We start from the raw sequence: 18,351 nt of genomic DNA on the forward strand, positions 1-18,351 counted from the left end.
TCTAGTGTCAGGTCTGGAAAAGAATCCAGGGCAGCCGTTTTTTTTGCTGCTAGTTGTCGTCAAAGCTGTAACCGCCTTCACCTCCGGTAAGAATGGTTTCTTCTGAAGGTTACGGTGAGGGTGTTAGTCCTCAATCTATATCCCTGCCCATTTGAGGTATCACAAAACTCTGTTTCCCATATTTTCAGGCCCTATGTGTCCCAGCATTTTTGCTAATGCACTACATTCTATGAAATGCCTAAGGTATAGAGGAGCAATCCATGTCAGTAAATGTGATGACAAGACCATCGTGGCGATGTGAAAAAAATCATCTCCTGTCCGGATGTATTCTTACTTTAACGGCACTGATACTGCCTCTGTCAGGCCTGAGTCTGGAGATCTTATCTGATGAGGTGGTTGAACCTGCAAGCTGTCTCAATCAGGAGCCGGACTTTCTCAGTCGGCTGAAGCATAATCAAAGATATTTCCTGCTCTGTCATGTTCCTGCCCCGGACTGGAAGGTTTTTCGTGATGACATCATTGATGATGAATCTTTAAAGGTGGAAGCGGAACAGCTGGTTGAGAAAATCAGCAATAATGACTATATATTACCGGCCTCTGGCGCTGAAAATTCTGAAGTCAAAAATGATGACGCAGTGCTGGAAAAAATATTCGACCTTCTGGTCTACATTCATATTCACCTTGCCGGTCAACTCACCACTGACAACCTTTTGAATGCCTGGATCACCCAGTTGCTTCCAGCTGCTCAGTTTGGTTCTGCATCAATAAGCAAGCTTGATTCTGTTAGTGATGGCTCTTTTCAGGGTGTCCAGGTTAACCTTGATGAGCGCTATCGGAAAGCTTTCCTCAAATCAGCAACGCGTGTTGACCGGTGCCCTCATGGGGGTTCTGAAAAAGCGGCAGCGGTTTTAACCCGGCTTCGGATTTTGGACAGAAATTCAGAGCCGTTTATCTATGATCGAGAAAAAAACCTGGTGCAGATACCTATCATGGCAAAAGTCTGGGCTGATATTGCCGAACATAATCGATTACATTTCTATCATGAGACCTTCGGACAATCACCGGAAAAACCTGTTCTTTTTCTCGGCGCGCCCGATATAAAAGCGCTCTATAAGCTTCGCAAAAATGGCCTGCACCCGGTGACACTTTACCACCCAAAACTCAGCGAGCCGTCTCTGACAGCTGACGACTGTTATGCGGGCCCGGCTATGTCTGCCTGGCACGGTATGAGCTACATCATACTGTTATCGACACTGTCCAATGACACTAAGCAGCACAGCTATGAACTCTATAATTCATTGACGCAACTGGGACAGGAATTACAAACGGGTTCTCCATCATCTCCCGGGAATGCTTTTTTCCTGGCGCACTATTTAGAAGCCATGGATCGGTTATCGAGGACAACGGACTGGAATAAAGACCTGGCATTCTTATTGAGGGGACTGTTCAAATATAAGCCTTTTTTTGAGGGGGAGTCTGTTAACATCAGTGACTCCACTTATTTCGATATTCTTGAAATCGGGCATCACAACCATGCTATTGGTGATGAGCGCGATGATTTAATGAAGCTGTTATCGTTAATGATGAATGCCAAGACTGAGCTTCAAGAAGCCTATTGGGGCTTGGCCGGTCATTATTATGTCTTCACACACATGGACAAATGGTTAGGGCGTGGAAACAGCAAGGAGCTTGGGCTGGTTCCGCAAACTCTGGTGGAGGTCTGGAGAGCAGTGCGTCAGTAAATTTGTTTCACAAAGGCAGCGCCGTAGTGGATTTAACCGAGGCCAGGGCCAGGGCTGTCTTGACATGACTGACGCCGGGCAGGGTCAGAAGCTCTTTCATGATAAATTCATTCAGAGCCTGACTGTTGGCTGCCATGACTTTTAACAGATAGTCTCCATCGCCGGTTATCGAGTGGCACTCCAGTATCTGATCCATATGTAAGATGGAGGTCTGAAAACTTTCAGCAGAGTGCTTGCCATGGGTTTCCAGTGTCACAGTGACAAAAGCCGAGACATCCAGACCCAGGGCTTCGGGGTTTAGTTGTGCCACCTGCTTCCTGATGTAGCCCAGCTTTTTCAGGCGGCTAATGCGTCTGGAGCATTGGGAGCTGGACAGGTTTACCTTGTTAGCCAAGTCTGCCAGAGAGACTCCATCTTCCTTCTGCAGACTATCCAGAAGACTTACGTCGTACTTATCCAGAGATTCAGTCATCATGAACAAGGCCCTGATATGCAATCAAATTGCATGATGTTGTTTTATTGCTTTTTATGTCGCAACCATTTTGCATGACCACCCTTTTATACTGTATTTACTATGGAAATGCAGCACTTTCAATGGCCGATACCGCTTGGTTATGGTTGGTGAGTTCTTCTCCCTGACACCTTTCAGATTATTGGCAATCTTGAGCTGAACTAACAAGAAGCTAATAGACGTCTGATTTGCCAAGGTTGGCCGATAGATAGAATAGCGGACTTTAAAGGGAAAGTTAGCCCGAATTCGTCCATAAAATGAGGGTAATTTATGAAAGGCATTGGCCATTCTGCAAAGGTTTCTGATATTAATCCCATGGGGACTGATGGCTTTGAATTTGTAGAGTTTGCCTCTGCAGAGCCCGCTGCGCTCCATGAGTTCTTCGCAAGCCTCGGTTTTCATGCCTCTGCGCATCATAAAACCAGGGATGTTGCTCTTTACAAACAAGGCGACATTCAACTTCTGGTAAATGGTGATGCCAGCAGTTTTGGCCGTCGTTTCTATGAAAAACATGGCCCCTGTGCCTGTTCTTTTGGTATCCGTGTGGCAGACGCTGAGTATGCACTGGAGCGAGCCCTGAGTCTGGGCGCAGAGCAGGGCGAATCTGAATATTCGGTCGATGGTCGTGAAATCCCCTGCATTGTTGGTGTTGGCGGCGCTCTGCTCTACCTGGTTGAGCGTTATGGGCCGGCAGGCAGCGTTTATGACAGCGATTTTGAGTTTGTTCAGGATCAGATAAAAAAACCTGAAGTCGGTCTGGAAATACTGGATCATCTGACCCATAACGTGGCACGTGGCAACATGGATCACTGGGCTGGCTTTTATGAAAGGCTTTTTAATTTCCGCGAGATTCGCTACTTTGATATTGAGGGCAAGCTGACTGGGCTCAAGTCCCGGGCCATGACCAGCCCCTGTGGCAAGGTCCGAATTCCCATTAATGAATCTTCTGATGACAAAAGCCAGATTGAGGAATATCTCGAGCAATACAAGGGGGAGGGTATTCAACATATCGCCCTGACAGCCGGAAATATTTATGAAGCGGTAGACAGAATGAGGGGTTTGGGGGTTAAGTTTATGTCGCCGCCACCGGATACTTACTACGAAATGCTGGGTGAGCGTCTGCCGTGGCACGGGGAAGTGGTTGAAGACCTGAAAACCAGAGCCATTCTGATGGATGGTGCTCCCACTTCAGACGGCGGTTTGTTGCTACAAATCTTTACCGAAACCGCCATCGGACCGATCTTTTTTGAGATCATCCAGCGTAAGGGCGACGAAGGCTTCGGAGAGGGTAATTTTAAGGCCCTTTTCGAAAGCATGGAGAGGGATCAGATTCGTCGAGGTGTTTTGCAGGAAAAATGACTTTTCTTGCATCTCTCAGACCAGGCTGTCTGTTTTCGGACAGCCTTCAAGCTGTGAAAATGGCTATGGAGATTGCTTTTTCACAGTAAAAGGAATTTCAGATTGAAGAAGCCCACACACTATGTAGCCCGAAAGCCTGATGAAAAGGGTTTTATCGAGTATCCGGCCGAAGAGCATGAAACCTGGCGAATACTCTATGAACGTCAGATCAGGGCGGTCGAAAAGAGAGCCTGTCCCGAGTATATCAGGGGGCTGGGGATTCTTGGTCTTTCTGCTGAGCAAATCCCTCAGCTCAATGATATCAATGAACAGCTGCTTGAATGCACCGGCTGGTCCGTGGCCAGGGTGCCAGCGCTTATCTCCTTTGACCGTTTTTTTGAATTACTGGCCAATCGTCGTTTTCCGGTGGCTACTTTTATCCGCACCCGTGAAGAGCTGGATTATCTCAAGGAACCGGATATCTTCCATGAAATATTTGGACACTGTCCTTTATTGACGAACCCCGATTTTGCTCAATTTACTGAAACCTATGGTCAATTGGGACTCAAAGCGAGCAAAGAAGAAAGAGTTTATCTGGCAAGGCTGTACTGGATGACCGTGGAGTTTGGCCTGGTCATGACAGATGAAGGGTTGAGAATATATGGAGGAGGTATTCTCTCCAGCTTCAGGGAAACGGTCTATGCTACCGAAAGTGAAGATCCTGAGCGTCTGTCCTTTGATTTGATGACGGCTTTGAGAACTCCCTACCGGATCGATATTCTTCAGCCGGTCTACTTTATTATCCAGTCCCTTTCAGAGTTACACAGTCTGACAGAAATGGATCTGATGGCAAAAGTACATGAAGCCATGAAGCTGGGACTATTAACCTCAAAATTCGCCCCCAAGAGTGCCTGAGCCTATTGTCGCTGGTGCGGGGATCTGGTTGCTTTACCTTTAATATCCTGATAATTTTTCGGCATTCTCGGGCTGTTCGGTGAATGGATAAAACTGCCTGAAAACTTTTGTGATGAGACCGACAGGCTCCTGACCATAATTTATGGCGAAAATAATGACACACTGTCGTGGAAGATAGAGAGGCTGACAAGAGAGAGCTATGGAGCCTAGAGACATTGAAATCAGTATCGGGCGGATGAACTTCTCCGGTCAGGAATGGGGCGACCCGCACGGAAAGCCCCTGATTGCCCTGCATGGTTGGCTGGACAACGCCGCCAGTTTTACTCCTCTGGCTCCCTTTCTGAAAGATGTGCGTTTGATTGCTATTGATCAGGCCGGACATGGGCGTTCCTCTCATCGACCCGATGAATTGGATTATTCCATCTGGCACTACGTCGAAGATCTGGTTGGAATCGCTGATAGTCTGGATTTGGAATCCTTCAGTTTAATCGGACACTCAATGGGAGCCATTGTTTCGGTAATGGCTTCAGCCATTCTGGGGGATCGGATTGAGAAAGCGATTTTGCTGGATGGGCTTTTTCCCATGCCCAGAAAACCTGAAGATACTCCCAGTGCCCTGGCGGCCTACATTCAGGAACGAAAAACCTTTCGAAAAGGCAAGCCAGTAAATCGTTACCGCTCTTTGGAGCATGCTATTCGTGTACGTTGTCTGGGACAATTTCCAGTAACGCGGGACTCTTCCGCATTGCTGGTGGAGCGAGCGTTATTTCAGGATGGTGATGCCTGGACCTGGCGAACCGATCCACGTCTGAAGTTGCCTTCTCCCACTCGTTTTACAGAAGATCAGGCGCTGGCCTTTGTAGAACAGATGAGCTGTGATGCACACATGCTCTATGCAAAAGAAGGTTATGTTGATGCTTTGATTGAGCCATATCGTGAACGTCTTGATAATATCCGGTTTTATCCGATGTCAGGCTCCCATCACTTTCATATGGACGGGGAGACGGATTCTGTAGCCAACATAGTGAACACTGTTATGAGTTCTTGACTTTGTCTGGCGGGCCAGGCACCTGAAAGGTACTTATATCTGATAAAAAAGCGGTACTTCATTGGTCGGGATTGAAATGCAAATCATAACCATTTTTCATTCTTTATTAAGACGAACACAGACTTTAACATTGGCAGGTGGCCTTATTGTCTCTGGTACTCTCATTGCTGATGAAATAACCCCGTTTCCCAATGCCACTCTCAACCTTGAATTCGAACAGCAGGTGACCAGCTATCCGGTCATCAGTAGCCCAATGAAAAAGGTGAACGGTGTCGTGACTGCCGATTCAGAGCAGTGGCTCGATGGCTCTCTCAATCGAAAACTCTACCAGCTGCCCAGTGGTAAAAGCAGTGACGAAGCCTATGGATTTTTTACCGATCAGTTTGAAAAACTGGGTGTCACCCCTGTTTACAGCTGCGAACGTTTCAGCTGTGGGGCCAGTAATTTCTGGGCGAACAATGTTTTTGACGTAGCCCGTTTGTATGGACTTGATAAGACTCAGGCCTATTTTCTGGGTGAAAAGCAAGTCGATGGTAAGACCGTTTATTATCTGACCTATACGGTTCGCAGAGGCGACAAAAGAGAGTACGCCCTGGTCGATATCTTCACTGCCGGCAAAACAAAAGTAGTGAGGAACAACCAGGTTGTCATGATCACCTTGCCGAGCAGTTCATCTGCTCTGGCCCGTTCAGAAGCCTACAAGTCCCTGCTTAAGGCTTTTGAAAACCAGACCAGAGCCCTGTTGATTACGGTCGAGTCAGCTTCAGCTGAAAGAGTCTCTGAGGTGGACAGTCACAGCAGGCAGTTGCAACAATTCAAAAGTCTCCTTCAGTCCAGACTGAGGGAAGACGCTATTGGCTCCAGTCGTTTCCGCATTCAATGGATTGTTGGAGACCAGGAAGAGGCAATGATGCATTGGCAGTTGCTTCAATAGAGTAACTTGATAGCCATCATAGCGTCTTCCTCCATCGGGAAGTCAGCCATTAAACACTTTCCAAAGCTACAGGCTTACTTCTGACCCCTGAAAAAATAACGTGCTCATAAGGCTCCATGAGACGTACCATGCGGTACGTTACGCCATTCTTTGGAAGAACGTTGTCCGGAGCGCCTACCAGCAATTGCAATGACTGATTGGCACAGAGTTCTTCCAGAGTCTGGAGTGCCCGGGCATCCAGTCGCGCCGCCTCATCAAGGAACAGCAGGCGATTGGCTGCATGGCCGTTTCCTTCACGGTTCTGGGATTCCCAGGAGTGCAGTACCATGGTGAGTACCGCCAGGCCTGTGCCTATGGCTTCACCGGTAGACAGGTTGGTCGGATTGGCGGCTTCAAACTGGCTGCTGCCCGCGCGTTGAATCAGTATATTAAGTTTGATGTACTCGCGATAGTCAAGTAGCTTCTCCCCGGTAATGGTGCCACCTGTTTCCCGTTTGAATATTGCCGCAAGGGCATCTTCAACGGTCATTTCAGGCTGTTTGAAAAGATCGCCATAGAACTGGCTTTGCAGGGCATCCAGTACCTTTTTGAAGCTCTCAATCTCCTGCACTTCGATTTTGATAGAGCGGATGGTGCCAAAGTGAACGCTGGACAGCGCAGAGTTAAGTTGAAAAATCTGCTTCCGCTGTCTGTTAATACTGCGTTGAATGTTCTGGCCCATGTATTCCGATTCAGCAAGGAACTGCTCTTCTGCATCCTTAAGTCGCTCTTCCAATCGAACCAGATGTTCTTCAAGTTGTTCCAGTGCTTGTCTGGGATCATCAGAGTTGGAAATGGTTTTATCCATTCGCTCTGCCAGCAGTTGTTGGGCATAAAGAACGCATTCAAACAGGTCGGGCAGGTCGGAAGCACTGGCTTGGGACAAGCGTCTGAGCAGGGTATTTTCAGGTTCAGGCTTGAGAGCCTGTTCCAGTCTCGCCCGGGCGGTTGAAATGTTTTCTTTTAACGCTTCACTACTCTCATGGAGTAATTGCTGAGAGTGAAGTCGGTTCAGCAAGCCGGACTGGCTGGCACGCTCTTCAATCCCCTGCCACTGTTGTTTTGCTGTCGCGCTCTTTGGGGTAATAGATTGAAGGTCTTTTTGCAGTGCTTCCAAATGATTCTGCAGTGTATTCAGCTCTGAGCGACATTCTGTGACTGACTTGAACAGGGTGTTGTGTTTCGGCTCAAGATCTTTTAGTTGACGGATGACCTCGTCCAAACGGGCTTTCATCTGGTCTGTCAGTGTTTCATGCCAATCCAGTGGGATGCCTTTGATCTCGTTTTCTTTAAGTAGAAGCTGGCCTTCGTTGTGTTGCAGTACGCTTTTATCGGCAGACATATTATTGTTAAGAGCCTGCAGCTGATCCTTAAGGAGTTCGAGTTCTCTCTGTTGGACCTGTTTTCCGGAGTCTTTTTCTTCCCATTCCCGTTTCAGGGATTCTCTCAATGAGCTGGTTTCGTTCTGACGATGGACTGAGTTTTTAAAGCGCAGGTTTGGCAGGGTCTGTTCTGTGCGCTGGAGCAGATCAATAGTCTTATCTGACTCGGCTATCTGGTTGCCGAGTTTATCAAGACTGGCCTTGAAGACTTCAATGTCTTCAGCCGGAGGGGTATCAAGGTATAAACGACTGCTTTCCAGTTGACTGATATTTTCAGAATGTATTTTGATCCATTCGGCGGCTTCGAGGCACTGAGTCTGCCGGGACTCCAGACTCTCCACTGTCATGGCAAGATCGACTTCATCAAGAACAGTGGCATTGGATTGTTGAGAGGCCAGAAAAGAGACAACATGGTTAAGCGTTTTTAACTCTGTATCTTTCTGAGTCCGGGTGGCCTGAGACGATGTGAGCTGGTTTTGACAGTCTTCAATGCTTACGGCCAGTGACTGGAGGTCAGGCTCCTCCTGGCCAATCCACTGCGATAAAGGTGCCATCCTGTCGAGCAGAGTAAACTGTTTTTCAAGTTTCCTGCGGTTGACGGCCAGCGTTTGTCTCTCATCGAGAATGTTTTCTTCCCGTTCAATGAGTCTTGCTCTCTCTTTCTCGCGGGCCAGTTTACCGAGAGTAGGAAATTCAGGTTCCTTGCTGAGACGGGAAATGTTCTTTGAAAGATTCACCAGTACACTGCCGTCTTCATCCTGATGTAACGGTGATTCAATGAAGAGGTCTTCAGAAAAGCTGGTGCTCGAATCACCCTCAAGCAACCAGACATCGTCAGGGCGATCAGTTTCCTGTCTGATCAGTGCCGCTGCCTTCTCAACATCCTTTACCAGTAGCGCATTGCGTAAGGGACCCATTTTGGCTTCCAGCCAGGCGGCTTCTGCCAGTGAAATCTCATCTTCATCAAAGAACTGGCTTACCAGCTGACCCTTTGTCAATTCCGCCAGTCTTTGCAGCTGGATCTGCTCTTTTGAATCGCAGATTTCAAGCCCTTTCAACCTGAGTCTCAGGGTGCTCAGTTCGGTCTCAAGCCCAAGGTCCTGACGATGGCAGATATTCTGCTGTTCGGTCAATGTATAGCGAAGAGTACTCAGCTCATCCGGCTGTTCTAATTGAATATCGTCGTTTAGCTCAAACAGCTGTTGTTTGAGACTTTCATATTCCAGCCATTGGGTATGATCTTTTTGCTTTTGTAAACGCTGTTGTTCCAGCTGCTGCTGCTTCACTTTCAGGTCCTGAATGGCATCGGAAAGTGTACTCAGTTGTTCACTGATCAGGGCTTTGTCCGTCTCTCCCTGCTTCAGGTGAGTCAGCCATTGTGCATGGTTTGTTATGGCATGGTTGAAGGGGGAGGGTAGTCTGGCGATGCCTTCTTTAAGTCGTTGTTGTTCTGCCAGTTTGCGTTGTGTTAATTCCAGCCTGTCCTTTATAACCTTTATTTGACGTGTATCATGCTCTTTTGAGCGCTTTACCTGAATCCACTTGTCTGATAACTGGCCGACATTGGCGGTAGACACTTCACTGTTTTCAAGGAGAGACAGGATCGGTAGACACTGATCAAAGTGATGTCTGATATTTTCCATCTGCTCCAGCAGGGGCCGTTTAACATGATACTCTGCTGAGAGTTCGCTGCGCTGCGCAATCGTCTGCTGAAGAATCTGACTGAGGTTTTTTTCACTCAGGGTCGCATCCGACAGATGGCTGCGACACTCTTCAAGGCTGGCTAAAGCCTGATTATAGAGTCCGGCTTTACGGGCTTCTTCAGAATAAGCATCTTCAGCGTCAGCCAGCTGTTTAACGAGTGATCGAACGTCCTCTTCTATTTGTTCCAGTTGCTGGTTTTGTTGCTGTTTTTGAGCTTCCAGTATTTCAAGTTGTTCGTTCTGTTGTTGCAGGCGTTCATGAATATTGTCATTTTCTTGTTTCAGCAGTCTGGACTCAGTGTGGATTCGGTCCAGTGTTTCGGCCTGTTCCTTTTGAGTACGGGCCATGGTTTCATGAGTCTGGAGCTGTTCCCTGGTACTTTCCAGTTGCTCTATTTCAAGCTCAATTGCGCTGATTTGCTGTCGTTGAGCTGTGATATCTGACTCAGTGCGCTCAGTCTGGTTCTGGCAATCAATCAGCGACTGCTCAAGTTGGACCTGAAGTCTCTGTGCCAATGCTATGATGTTTTCGCCCAGTTTGTAGCTTGAATCCAGTAACTCTTTAATCAGCTCCCGTTTTTCACGGGTATGGTGAATACTGTCCCGTGTTTTGCGAGTTTCCTGCAAAGCATTCTGCATGGAACCGACCGACTTTTTAACATTTTCTTCCGATGTTAGCAGGTAGTCCCGGAGCCCTTTTTGCATTTCAGAAGAAAGGCCACCATACAGGCTGGTTTCCAACATTCGATAATAACGCTGGCGGTCTCTGATGTTTTCCATTCTGCGGGGAATGATCCGGCACTGAAATTGCCAGTCCATAAACTGGCCGAGAGATTTGAAGCGTTTCAGTGTTCCGCCCTGAATGGCAATCTGATTTGAAAGGGCGTTTCCTTCCAGTGCATCGTAACGATTCTCACCCGCAGGACTCATCATCAGGTCTTTTACTGATATGTCTTGGTCTATGCCCGAAATGGCAAACATTTTCAGCTCGACTCTGGGCTTTCCAAGGCGCTTTAGCTGGACGACGGCGATGACACGTTCACCGTTGTACAGGGTGTAATCCACCAGAGAATAACAGGTGCCTTTGTCAATGCGTCCCCAGATACCATTATCGCTGCGATCCTGACCGCTGTCGGAGTTGTTTCTTAATCTTACCAGACGATTGTCTGGTACCCGGTTAACCAGCAGTGCGCCCATAATGGTCGTTTTGCCGGCCCCATTATGGCCAATCAGGTTGCTCATCCACTGGTGCAATGAGAGAGTTTTAAAGAATATCCCTCGAAAGTTGACCAGCGTCAGACTGTTAATCTGCGTACGTGTCTGACTCATGCTTCGACTTCCTTAATCTCTTCATTGCCTTCAACGGAACCTTTGTTTTCTGCTGCCGGTTCGTCGCTGTTTAGTGTTTCATCCGTTACTGATTCGTCTGCCACTTCTTCGTCTGCCTCCAGAGAAATAGAACCGGATTGCACCAGCTTTTCCAGACTTTCCCGGGTCATTTGGCTGCTTCTTACAGGTTCAATAAAGCGCATCAGGGGGGATTGGGTCTGAACTCTGTCTGCTTTTATGCCATCCATGCGGATCATGCCGAGCTTCGCCAGTTGCCGCAGTGACCTCTTGAGGGTTTCCATAGCTTTTTCACGATCCAGCTGGGTATCGATTTTCTTTCTGTCCAGCAATCGTGCCAGCCGCTTGTCGTCTACAAGCATCCGTAAACGTTCAAACAAAGAATCCGCGTGAATCCAGCCGCCGCCTTCGAGCTGTTCCGGGTCAAGGTGATACAAGGCCAAAAGCTGGCCCAGAACCATGCTGAGTTCGTCGAGCTTTTTAGAGCGAATCAGATTTTTGTTGCCCAGTTTTGGCTGCAGGTAATAATAGTCTTCCTGAGCACAAATCAGATCTATACCATAACGCTGGTAATGCCCGTCAAGCCAGGTTTCGCCTGCCTGTAACATGCTATAGAGATGGGTATGTCTGGCATCAATATGCTCACCCCGGCGCAGTCGGCTGTCCAGCTCGGGAAAGAGATCGTCGTTTATGACATCGGCCAGAGTCTGGTAGGGGTTGTTAGCATTCAAGCGAAGATTCTCTCTCTGATGTGATGGGTTTTGTTAGCTCTAATTGCAGGTGTTCGGCTTCGAGGTTGGGCATGATTTGGTGCCAGAAACTTTCAGGAATATCCTGAGCATTACGGAAATGGCCCAGTCTGGTCATGGCTTCGAACAGCCAGCCCGCAGATTGCAAAAAATCGGTCATGGGTAGGGTGTTGGCAAGTTCGCTTAAGGCTTCCTCATAGGAGGGAAGATAGCCTTTGTCAGAAACCCGTGTTTTTAGCCATTGAGCGATCGCTGTTTTACGGCTTTCAAGATCGTCCATGTCGGTCATGCTCTCTTCATCCATGATGACCCGGGACTGAGTGGTTTCAGGCTGGGGCGCATCAATTTCTCTCAGTCGAAGTAAAGGAGCGTCGCTGGAAAGATTGAGATACCAGGGGTTCTGATCATACTGTTGAATGGCGTCCAGCGTTCTTTCCATCAGGGCTTTGCGTTCATCCATGTTGATAAACTGGCGGATATATTGATGGGCGCGTTGATGGAAACTTTCCCAGTGTGCCAGTCTTTCTCCGCTCCAGTGCTCAATGCGATCAAGGTGTTGCTCTAGTCTGAACACCGAGTGGGCTGCAAGATGTCTATTCGCTGTTTCGCAGGCCTGGGAAATGGCTTCCAGAAGTTGTCTCAGGTCATGACAGGAGGCCAGCAACAGTTGTTGAAGATCCTGTAATCGGTCCTGGGTATCATTCAGAAGGTGTTCACACTGTGTCATGGCATTTTGCCAGTCTTGCTTCAGCAAGGCGACGACGTCAGACCGTGTTTCTATGGCTTCCTGGTCCAGTTGTCTCTGTCTATGATCAATCGCGGTGACGAGTTGCTGTACAGTGACATCCAAGGGTGCTTCGATTTGAAGACGCCAGTACTGATCGTTACCATCATTGATAGCAGCATCCCTGATCTCCCGCAGGTGGCTGGCGACTGTCATAAACAGTGTGCTCAATGCGGTATGGGAGGCGTCAAAGCCTGTGCAGATGGATTCAACGATTTGTTCTGAAACGGGAGGAAGCAGGTAAGCGTGCTGTTTTTCACCGATACCCTCCAGACAGATCAGCAGGTTTTGATCCATCATTCGACGAATAGTTTCATTGCAGCGTCGTTCAGATGTGACGGAATCACTGTCTATAAGGTGTTTATCAACCTGTTCATAGACGATATGAAGCTCTGCTTCGCTGAACTCTGGCTGAGATTCCTGATCTCTCCAGTATCTCAGGGTAGCAAGAAATGCTAGCTCTGCGGGTTGCAGGTTAAGTTTTTGACCGCTGGTTAAAATGTTGCTGATCAGTGAAGGAATATCACGAGATGCCGTCAATCCGCACTCCCTGGCTGCTTAATGTGAAAATAAATGTTATGCCACGCTGAATCTGTGATTGAGATGGCATTGATAGAGTCAAGGCACGATTATGGAAAACCAAACGAGTCTCGTAAAGTAGAATTGATAAGCAGTAAGTAATGCAGTGAATAATACTGTGCAAACAGAGGTAGTTAGTCAGGAAAACGGGCACTGAAATACGGGCAGCTGACAATAGGGAATGCTGAACAATTTGACTAAGTAACTGGTTAGGTACTTAAAGTAAGCCCCGGGTTTTACGGCGCTTTGTCACGACCGGTTATCTGGTTGGTAGCAGAGCTTTTTAAGAGGGTGGCCCGGCTTTTCAGGGCTGCCCTTGCTCTCTGTCAGTAACCTGTTCTTTTCTGCGAGTTTGTTTTCTTTTCTGCGTTTGTTAAGCTCTTTCCTAAGGTAAAACAGGTCTGGGTGTTATGAAAACGCATAGTCAACGTTTGCTTCCTGGCGATGATCTCTATTTCGAACTCCTGACCCTTGCCAAGGAATGGCCTGCAGCCTTTCTGTTATCCTGCGTGGGAAGTCTGAAAGTGTTGTCGCTCAGATTGGCCGGAGCAGAGCAGGAGAAGATACTTCAGGGCCCCTTCGAAATTCTTTCTCTTTCTGGCACCTGTTGTCCATCAGGGCTCCATTTGCATATCTGTGTGGCGGACAAGGAAGGGCGTGTTTTTGGTGGTCACTTAAAACCGGGGTCGATTATTGAAACCACAGCAGAAATAGTTGTGGGTATTCTTGACGATACCTGTTTCACCCGGGAAGCAGATGATGAAACAGGTTATCTGGAGCTGGTGGTCAAAAAGGCTTCGCAGGCCAGTTCCTGATCAATTTTCGTCTGATGTTGGCTTGCTCTTCACTCGATAAATCACCAATGTGCTTACCGGCATAATCGCTGTAGATGGTAACAAGTCGACGTGTATTTAATGGGTTGGGAATGATCATATACTGACGGCCAAACCTGTCTTTATTGGCTGCCACGGATGCTTTCAGGTCCGGGTCAAAGCCATTTTCTTCAAGGCCAAAGTCAGAGAGTGTGTCACCAATATAAAGTGCGATCTGATGTTTTTTTCTATCAACCTGTCCGCTGGTGATCGCATGTCGCTGAGAAGTTTTTGTGCAGTTCTTCAGCTCGACCTCAGTGCAGTGTTCACCTTTTAATAAAACGTGGGTTTCGTCTGCATCGGGGTAGCCAAGCTCCCTTAATTTCCTGACCGTAAGCGTTTCTATGTCTTTCTTGTTGCCCTGCCGACCAGACGACACTGGTGTTTCGGAGACATAAAAGATATCAAATCCTTTTTCCTTTGCGCCAGCAAGAAACTCGGGAGCTCCGGGGGTTGGCTTTGCATTTTTTTGTTGTTCAAGGTGCCAGTTAAACAGATTCTGTTCTGATCCTGGTGCAGGTAGGTTCAGGTCAGGATTTTGGGGGGTGTATTGTAATATGGTACCGTTGATGTTCACGACAATAGCAGGGTTCTCCATGGTTTTCTGATTCATTTTTGCCAATATTCTTGTGGATTGATTGTAAGCCTGATGCGTCAGGGCATGATAATCCGCTGATGAGTTCATCCACAGCATTGCATTAATGTTGTGCAGTGCAAATGTTGGGTCCTGTATCTGCGCGAAGTGAGAATAGTTCAGCGCATTCAATTTGGCATCGTGCTTCTCATCAGGAGACAGCTGGTTGAAGTTCACCGTCACCACAGCATGCTCCCAGCTTCCATAGACAAGGTTGGGAAAAAAGATCCAATCTTTGCCGAATCTGCTTCGGTTTTGCTGAACCCACTGTTGTCTCCTGTTGAAGTGATGGCCTTCCACATCTGCCAGATCATCCAGCTGGTCACCCAGAAGCATCAGTACGTGATAGCCCTTGTCTCTGATTTTCTGACGTTGGTTCTCTTTACTTAATGTTCTATTGTCTGTTTGCTGAAAGAGTAGATAATCAGCTCCTTTGATCGGGAATCCCAAGCGTTTTAGTTTGGCCAGGGAAAGTTCCTTGGCTTCATTAAAACGAGCGCTGACATAGAAGATGTCTATCCCCTGGTTATCAACCTCATTCAGAAAGTCTAAGGCACCGGGCAAGGCTTCCATCTTCTGATCTTTCCACCAGGCTAAAGTAGCATCGACGTTTCTTGCACCGTCGGTCCCCACCATACTTGAGAAATAGGTGGTGCCCTCGATCAAAGTGTCATCAATGTCAGTCACTATCGCTGCACGCTTGCCTTTCGGTAGTTGATTCAGTGCGTTGCTGAGGTTGTCTCTGGCCATGTTAAAAGACTGGTACACCAGTGCTTCATATTCCGGTGAGTGTTGTTGCCAATTGGACGCAACGACTTTTTCTTCATTCAATTCTCTCTGGGAATAATCATCAGGACGTGCTGACAATGCAGATGTGTATGCTGCCATTATGAGCAGGATTGAAGTTTGAGCTATGGCCATGAATTCCTCTGTCTGATCGATTTATCGGCGGGCTTCGAGGATAAAATCTAGTCGAGGTTTCAGGGAAGGCGTGTTTTTTTGTAACGGGTTGTTTGCTGACAAGGTAAATAATGACCCACCGTTTAAGTGGGTCACACGGCGATGTCAGAGTGTTGCAATGTTCTCTGGATCACCCGGAAGCTGGGCATGAAAGGCTTTGCCGCTGACTGAGTGACTGTCGTCTCCCATCAGATACAGATAGACTGGCATAATATCTTCAGGCGTCGGACGACTCATCGGGTCCTCTCCGGGGTAAGCAGAAGCTCTCATGGCTGTGCGGGTGCCTCCGGGATTAATCGTGTTGACTCTTACCTGACTGAGGCCGTCCTCTTCGTCGGCCATGACCTGCATAAGCCCTTCGGTAGCAAATTTCGAAATGCTATAGGCTCCCCAGTGAGCGCGCCCTTTATGGCCAACGCTGGATGAAGTGAAGGCAATAGAACCCGATTCAGCCTTGCGGAGCAGGGGGATTAGTTCTCTGGAGAGCAGAAAGGGGGCGGTCACATTAACGTGCATGACCTCATTCCATTTGTCCAGATCGAACTGTGCAATGGTCTTGAGTTCGCCCAACAGACCTGCATTGTGCAGAAGCCCGTCCAGTCTGCCAAATTCTTTGTTCAGAGTTTCCGCCAGGTTGGCATAGTCCTGTTCAGAGGCTCCGGCGAGGTTCATGGGGTAAATAGCTGCCTGGGGCCAGCCATTTTTTTCAATCTCGTCATAGACCTGTTCAAGCTTGCTGATGGTTCTGCCCAGCAGAATGACGGTTGCGCCGTGGCGTGCAAAGGTCAGGGCTGCCGTACGGCCAATACCACTGCCTGCACCGGTGACCAGGATGATTTTGTCCCGGAGGAGGTTGTCGGGTGCGGTATATTCAAACATGCGTTGCTCTCCGTGGCAGCTGCCACTTATACTTTTCCAGCAGCGGAAGAATCTCTTCTGCGGACGAAACCTTGTAATCAGCGTGCCATTGATCCGGTGTATCTATGGGGCTGATAAAACCATAGAGTGCTGCAATAGTCACCATTCCTGCATTTCTGCCAGCCTCGATATCACGCAAATGATCACCTATATAAATGCACTTTGCCGGGTTGGCATCTGTTTGCTGGCAAGCTACCAGCAAAGCTTCCGGGTTGGGCTTGGTCTGTTTGACATGGTCTGGACAGATCAATGTTTTTGAACGCTGGCTCAAGCCAGCCTGATCCAATAAGATTTTTGCATAAGCTGAAGGTTTATTGGTGACGACTCCCCAGGGAATGGTTTTGTCATCCAGAGTATCCAGCAGCATTGGCATTCCGTCGTACAGTTTTGCAGCCTTTTCCCTGCGATCATTGTTGATATATTCATTGTATTCTTCAAGAAGCCTGGTTCTGAGGCTTTCGAGCTTCGGATCAGGTGGCTCTATACCATAGGCAAGTTGAACAAGCTTTCTTGAGCCTTCCGAAACATGGCTTCGAATCAGTTCACTATCAATCGCTGGCATATTGTCGTCTGCCAGCATTTTGTTAACGGTGAAAATAAAGTCTTCCGAGGTGTCCAGCAATGTGCCGTCCAGATCAAAAAAAATACCTTCAATGGCGTTCGTTTGGCTCATCGGAGTTCTCATTGGGGCTCTGGTTTGCTGCCGTAGATCAGGTAATTAACGTCAGTGTCTGACTTCTTGAGGGAATAAACGCCAGTAAACGGGTTGAAAACCATGCCTGTCATGTCGTGTACTTCCAGATCGGTCTGGCGCATCCAGCTACAGAGTTCATGGGGTTTAATGAATTTACTGTGCTCATGTGTACCCCTGGGTAGCATTTTTAGAACATACTCGGCTCCGACAATGGCAAATAGCCAGGATTTGGTGTTGCGGTTTATCGTAGCAAAGAAGATCTTTCCGCCGGGTTTGAGCAGCTTTTCACAGGCGCGAATAACGGATGCAGGTTCGGGAACGTGTTCCAGCATTTCAAGGCAGGTGACAACATCAAAGGTGCCGGGCATCTCTTCTGCCAGCTCTTCCACCGGAATTTTACGATAATTGACTTCGACTTCACTTTCCATGCTGTGCAGGCGAGCTACAGAAAGTGGCGCGTCGCCCATGTCGATGCCAGTCACCTCTGCGCCGCGAAGTGCCATGGATTCGCTGAGAATGCCGCCACCACAGCCAACGTCCAGTACTTTTTTTCCGGCCAGACCCACTCGCTCGTCGATGTAGTTGAGGCGCAGCGGATTGATTTCGTGCAGTGGCTTGAATTCACCCTCCATGTCCCACCAACGGCTGGCCAACTCTTCAAATTTAGCAATTTCGGCTGGATCGACGTTTTGCACTGGGCGTGGTTCGTCCTGGTTTGCAGTCATAGTGTCCAGATTCTCATGCGGTTGTGTTGAATGTGCGCCGGGAAGCGGGTCTCTCTGAAAACCGCTTTATGCGAAGAATAACGCAAAAAACCAATTTCGAGAGTCGGTTGATTTTCGAAAGTAACAGCGCAGTTTGTATTCTTGTCTGCATTATACAGACAGAGTTATCAGAGTTAAGTATTCCTGTTATCCGGATACTAAAGAGTTACTATGTCGTACTTCTGTGTCATTTTTTATTCACAAATATTGTTGTCAACGCATAGACTTGCTCGCAGTAGGGCTGGCAGCTGTGGTATTATTTCGTACTTAATATGAAAAAAGTAGCCATGCCCTTTTTATCGTTAAATTCATTTCAACGCTCCTTTCTATTCAGACAGGAACTGAATGATTGCTTCCACATGGCTGCGTGTTGATTGAATTGTTCGGGTTTCCGGCCTTCCGGGTTGAGAAAGGGTGCTGACTGGTATCCGTTGGGCG

Annotated in this window: 14 protein-coding genes; 6 read left to right on the forward strand and 8 right to left on the reverse strand. The window is 48.0% G+C overall.

All coding sequences use genetic code 11. The features are described from left to right. The first annotated feature begins 260 nt into the window (after positions 1 to 260). The gene (locus ACO6V5_RS05760) at positions 261 to 1,742 is read left to right on the forward strand and encodes a hypothetical protein (RefSeq protein ID WP_422410067.1); all 1,482 of its coding nucleotides are present in this window, start codon (positions 261 to 263) and stop codon (positions 1,740 to 1,742) included. A gap of 7 nt (positions 1,743 to 1,749) precedes the next feature. Here ACO6V5_RS05760 and ACO6V5_RS05765 read toward each other — a convergent pair whose 3' ends face one another. Continuing rightward, positions 1,750 to 2,217, reverse strand: coding sequence for an Lrp/AsnC family transcriptional regulator (locus tag ACO6V5_RS05765; protein ID WP_422410065.1), 468 nt, complete (start codon positions 2,215 to 2,217; stop codon positions 1,750 to 1,752). A 306-nt stretch (positions 2,218 to 2,523) separates the two neighbouring features. Here ACO6V5_RS05765 and hppD point away from each other — a divergent pair, with 306 nt between their 5' ends. The 4 genes from hppD to ACO6V5_RS05785 all read left to right on the forward strand — a co-directional run bounded on the left by hppD (position 2,524) and on the right by ACO6V5_RS05785 (position 6,488). Then, entirely contained in the window at positions 2,524 to 3,612 is a 1,089-nt protein-coding gene (gene hppD, locus ACO6V5_RS05770; protein ID WP_422410063.1) for a 4-hydroxyphenylpyruvate dioxygenase, read from the forward strand. Between the two features lie 102 nt (positions 3,613 to 3,714). Beyond that, entirely contained in the window at positions 3,715 to 4,506 is a 792-nt protein-coding gene (phhA, locus tag ACO6V5_RS05775; protein WP_422410061.1) for a phenylalanine 4-monooxygenase, read from the forward strand. A gap of 199 nt (positions 4,507 to 4,705) precedes the next feature. Beyond that, a complete protein-coding gene (locus tag ACO6V5_RS05780) occupies positions 4,706 to 5,554 on the forward strand; it encodes an alpha/beta fold hydrolase (protein WP_422410059.1) in 849 nt (282 codons plus the stop codon). Positions 5,555 to 5,630: 76 nt separating this feature from the next. Then, on the forward strand, positions 5,631 to 6,488 hold the full coding sequence (locus ACO6V5_RS05785; RefSeq protein ID WP_422410056.1) for a DUF4892 domain-containing protein: 858 nt from the start codon (positions 5,631 to 5,633) through the stop codon (positions 6,486 to 6,488). A gap of 49 nt (positions 6,489 to 6,537) precedes the next feature. Here ACO6V5_RS05785 and mukB read toward each other — a convergent pair whose 3' ends face one another. Genes mukB through ACO6V5_RS05800 form a run of 3 tightly spaced genes read right to left on the reverse strand, consistent with a single transcriptional unit; the run spans position 6,538 to position 13,032 of the window. Next, positions 6,538 to 10,941 (reverse strand): chromosome partition protein MukB, encoded by a 4,404-nt coding sequence (gene mukB, locus ACO6V5_RS05790; protein WP_422410054.1) that lies wholly within the window; start codon positions 10,939 to 10,941, stop codon positions 6,538 to 6,540. Then, on the reverse strand, positions 10,938 to 11,690 hold the full coding sequence (locus ACO6V5_RS05795; RefSeq protein ID WP_422133911.1) for a chromosome partition protein MukE: 753 nt from the start codon (positions 11,688 to 11,690) through the stop codon (positions 10,938 to 10,940). Before ACO6V5_RS05795 ends, mukB begins: the two co-directional genes overlap by 4 nt. Then, positions 11,680 to 13,032 carry a hypothetical protein gene (locus tag ACO6V5_RS05800; protein WP_422410051.1) on the reverse strand — a complete coding sequence of 451 codons (1,353 nt, stop codon included), beginning with the start codon at positions 13,030 to 13,032 and terminating at the stop codon, positions 11,680 to 11,682. Before ACO6V5_RS05800 ends, ACO6V5_RS05795 begins: the two co-directional genes overlap by 11 nt. A 449-nt stretch (positions 13,033 to 13,481) precedes the next feature. On the opposite strand from ACO6V5_RS05800, the gene ACO6V5_RS05805 reads away from it, so the two are divergent. Next, positions 13,482 to 13,886, forward strand: a complete 405-nt coding sequence (locus ACO6V5_RS05805) for a PPC domain-containing DNA-binding protein (RefSeq protein ID WP_422138072.1) — start codon at positions 13,482 to 13,484, stop codon at positions 13,884 to 13,886. Here ACO6V5_RS05805 and ACO6V5_RS05810 read toward each other — a convergent pair. The 4 genes from ACO6V5_RS05810 to ubiG all read right to left on the reverse strand — a co-directional run bounded on the left by ACO6V5_RS05810 (position 13,858) and on the right by ubiG (position 17,844). Continuing rightward, complete coding sequence (locus ACO6V5_RS05810; RefSeq protein WP_422133908.1) at positions 13,858 to 15,498, reverse strand: HAD family acid phosphatase; 1,641 nt, start codon at positions 15,496 to 15,498, stop codon at positions 13,858 to 13,860. The two genes, ACO6V5_RS05805 and ACO6V5_RS05810, sit on opposite strands and share 29 nt — an antisense overlap. Before the next feature lie 144 nt (positions 15,499 to 15,642). Next, positions 15,643 to 16,416 (reverse strand): YciK family oxidoreductase, encoded by a 774-nt coding sequence (locus ACO6V5_RS05815; protein ID WP_422133907.1) that lies wholly within the window; start codon positions 16,414 to 16,416, stop codon positions 15,643 to 15,645. After that, on the reverse strand, positions 16,409 to 17,128 hold the full coding sequence (locus tag ACO6V5_RS05820) for an HAD family hydrolase (protein ID WP_422133906.1): 720 nt from the start codon (positions 17,126 to 17,128) through the stop codon (positions 16,409 to 16,411). The genes ACO6V5_RS05815 and ACO6V5_RS05820 overlap by 8 nt, the downstream gene beginning before the upstream one ends. Positions 17,129 to 17,136: 8 nt before the next feature. Beyond that, positions 17,137 to 17,844, reverse strand: a complete 708-nt coding sequence (gene ubiG, locus ACO6V5_RS05825) for a bifunctional 2-polyprenyl-6-hydroxyphenol methylase/3-demethylubiquinol 3-O-methyltransferase UbiG (RefSeq protein ID WP_422137110.1) — start codon at positions 17,842 to 17,844, stop codon at positions 17,137 to 17,139. Positions 17,845 to 18,351: the final 507 nt, after the last annotated feature.

Origin of the sequence: Endozoicomonas sp. ALD068, assembly GCF_049310145.1 — a bacterium.
Lineage (GTDB): Bacteria > Pseudomonadota > Gammaproteobacteria > Pseudomonadales > Endozoicomonadaceae > Endozoicomonas_A.

Bases quoted from the DNA above. Each gene is read 5' to 3' on its own strand.
- ACO6V5_RS05760 (WP_422410067.1), top strand. From the start codon at position 261: ATGTCAGTAAATGTGATGACAAGACCATCGTGGCGATGTGAAAAAAAT.
- ACO6V5_RS05765 (WP_422410065.1), bottom strand. From the start codon at position 2,217: ATGATGACTGAATCTCTGGATAAGTACGACGTAAGTCTTCTGGATAGT.
- hppD (WP_422410063.1), top strand. From the start codon at position 2,524: ATGAAAGGCATTGGCCATTCTGCAAAGGTTTCTGATATTAATCCCATG.
- ACO6V5_RS05780 (WP_422410059.1), top strand. From the start codon at position 4,706: ATGGAGCCTAGAGACATTGAAATCAGTATCGGGCGGATGAACTTCTCC.
- ACO6V5_RS05785 (WP_422410056.1), top strand. From the start codon at position 5,631: ATGCAAATCATAACCATTTTTCATTCTTTATTAAGACGAACACAGACT.
- mukB (WP_422410054.1), bottom strand. From the start codon at position 10,941: ATGAGTCAGACACGTACGCAGATTAACAGTCTGACGCTGGTCAACTTT.
- ACO6V5_RS05805 (WP_422138072.1), top strand. From the start codon at position 13,482: ATGAAAACGCATAGTCAACGTTTGCTTCCTGGCGATGATCTCTATTTC.
- ACO6V5_RS05810 (WP_422133908.1), bottom strand. From the start codon at position 15,498: ATGGCCATAGCTCAAACTTCAATCCTGCTCATAATGGCAGCATACACA.
- ACO6V5_RS05815 (WP_422133907.1), bottom strand. From the start codon at position 16,416: ATGTTTGAATATACCGCACCCGACAACCTCCTCCGGGACAAAATCATC.
- ACO6V5_RS05820 (WP_422133906.1), bottom strand. From the start codon at position 17,128: ATGAGCCAAACGAACGCCATTGAAGGTATTTTTTTTGATCTGGACGGC.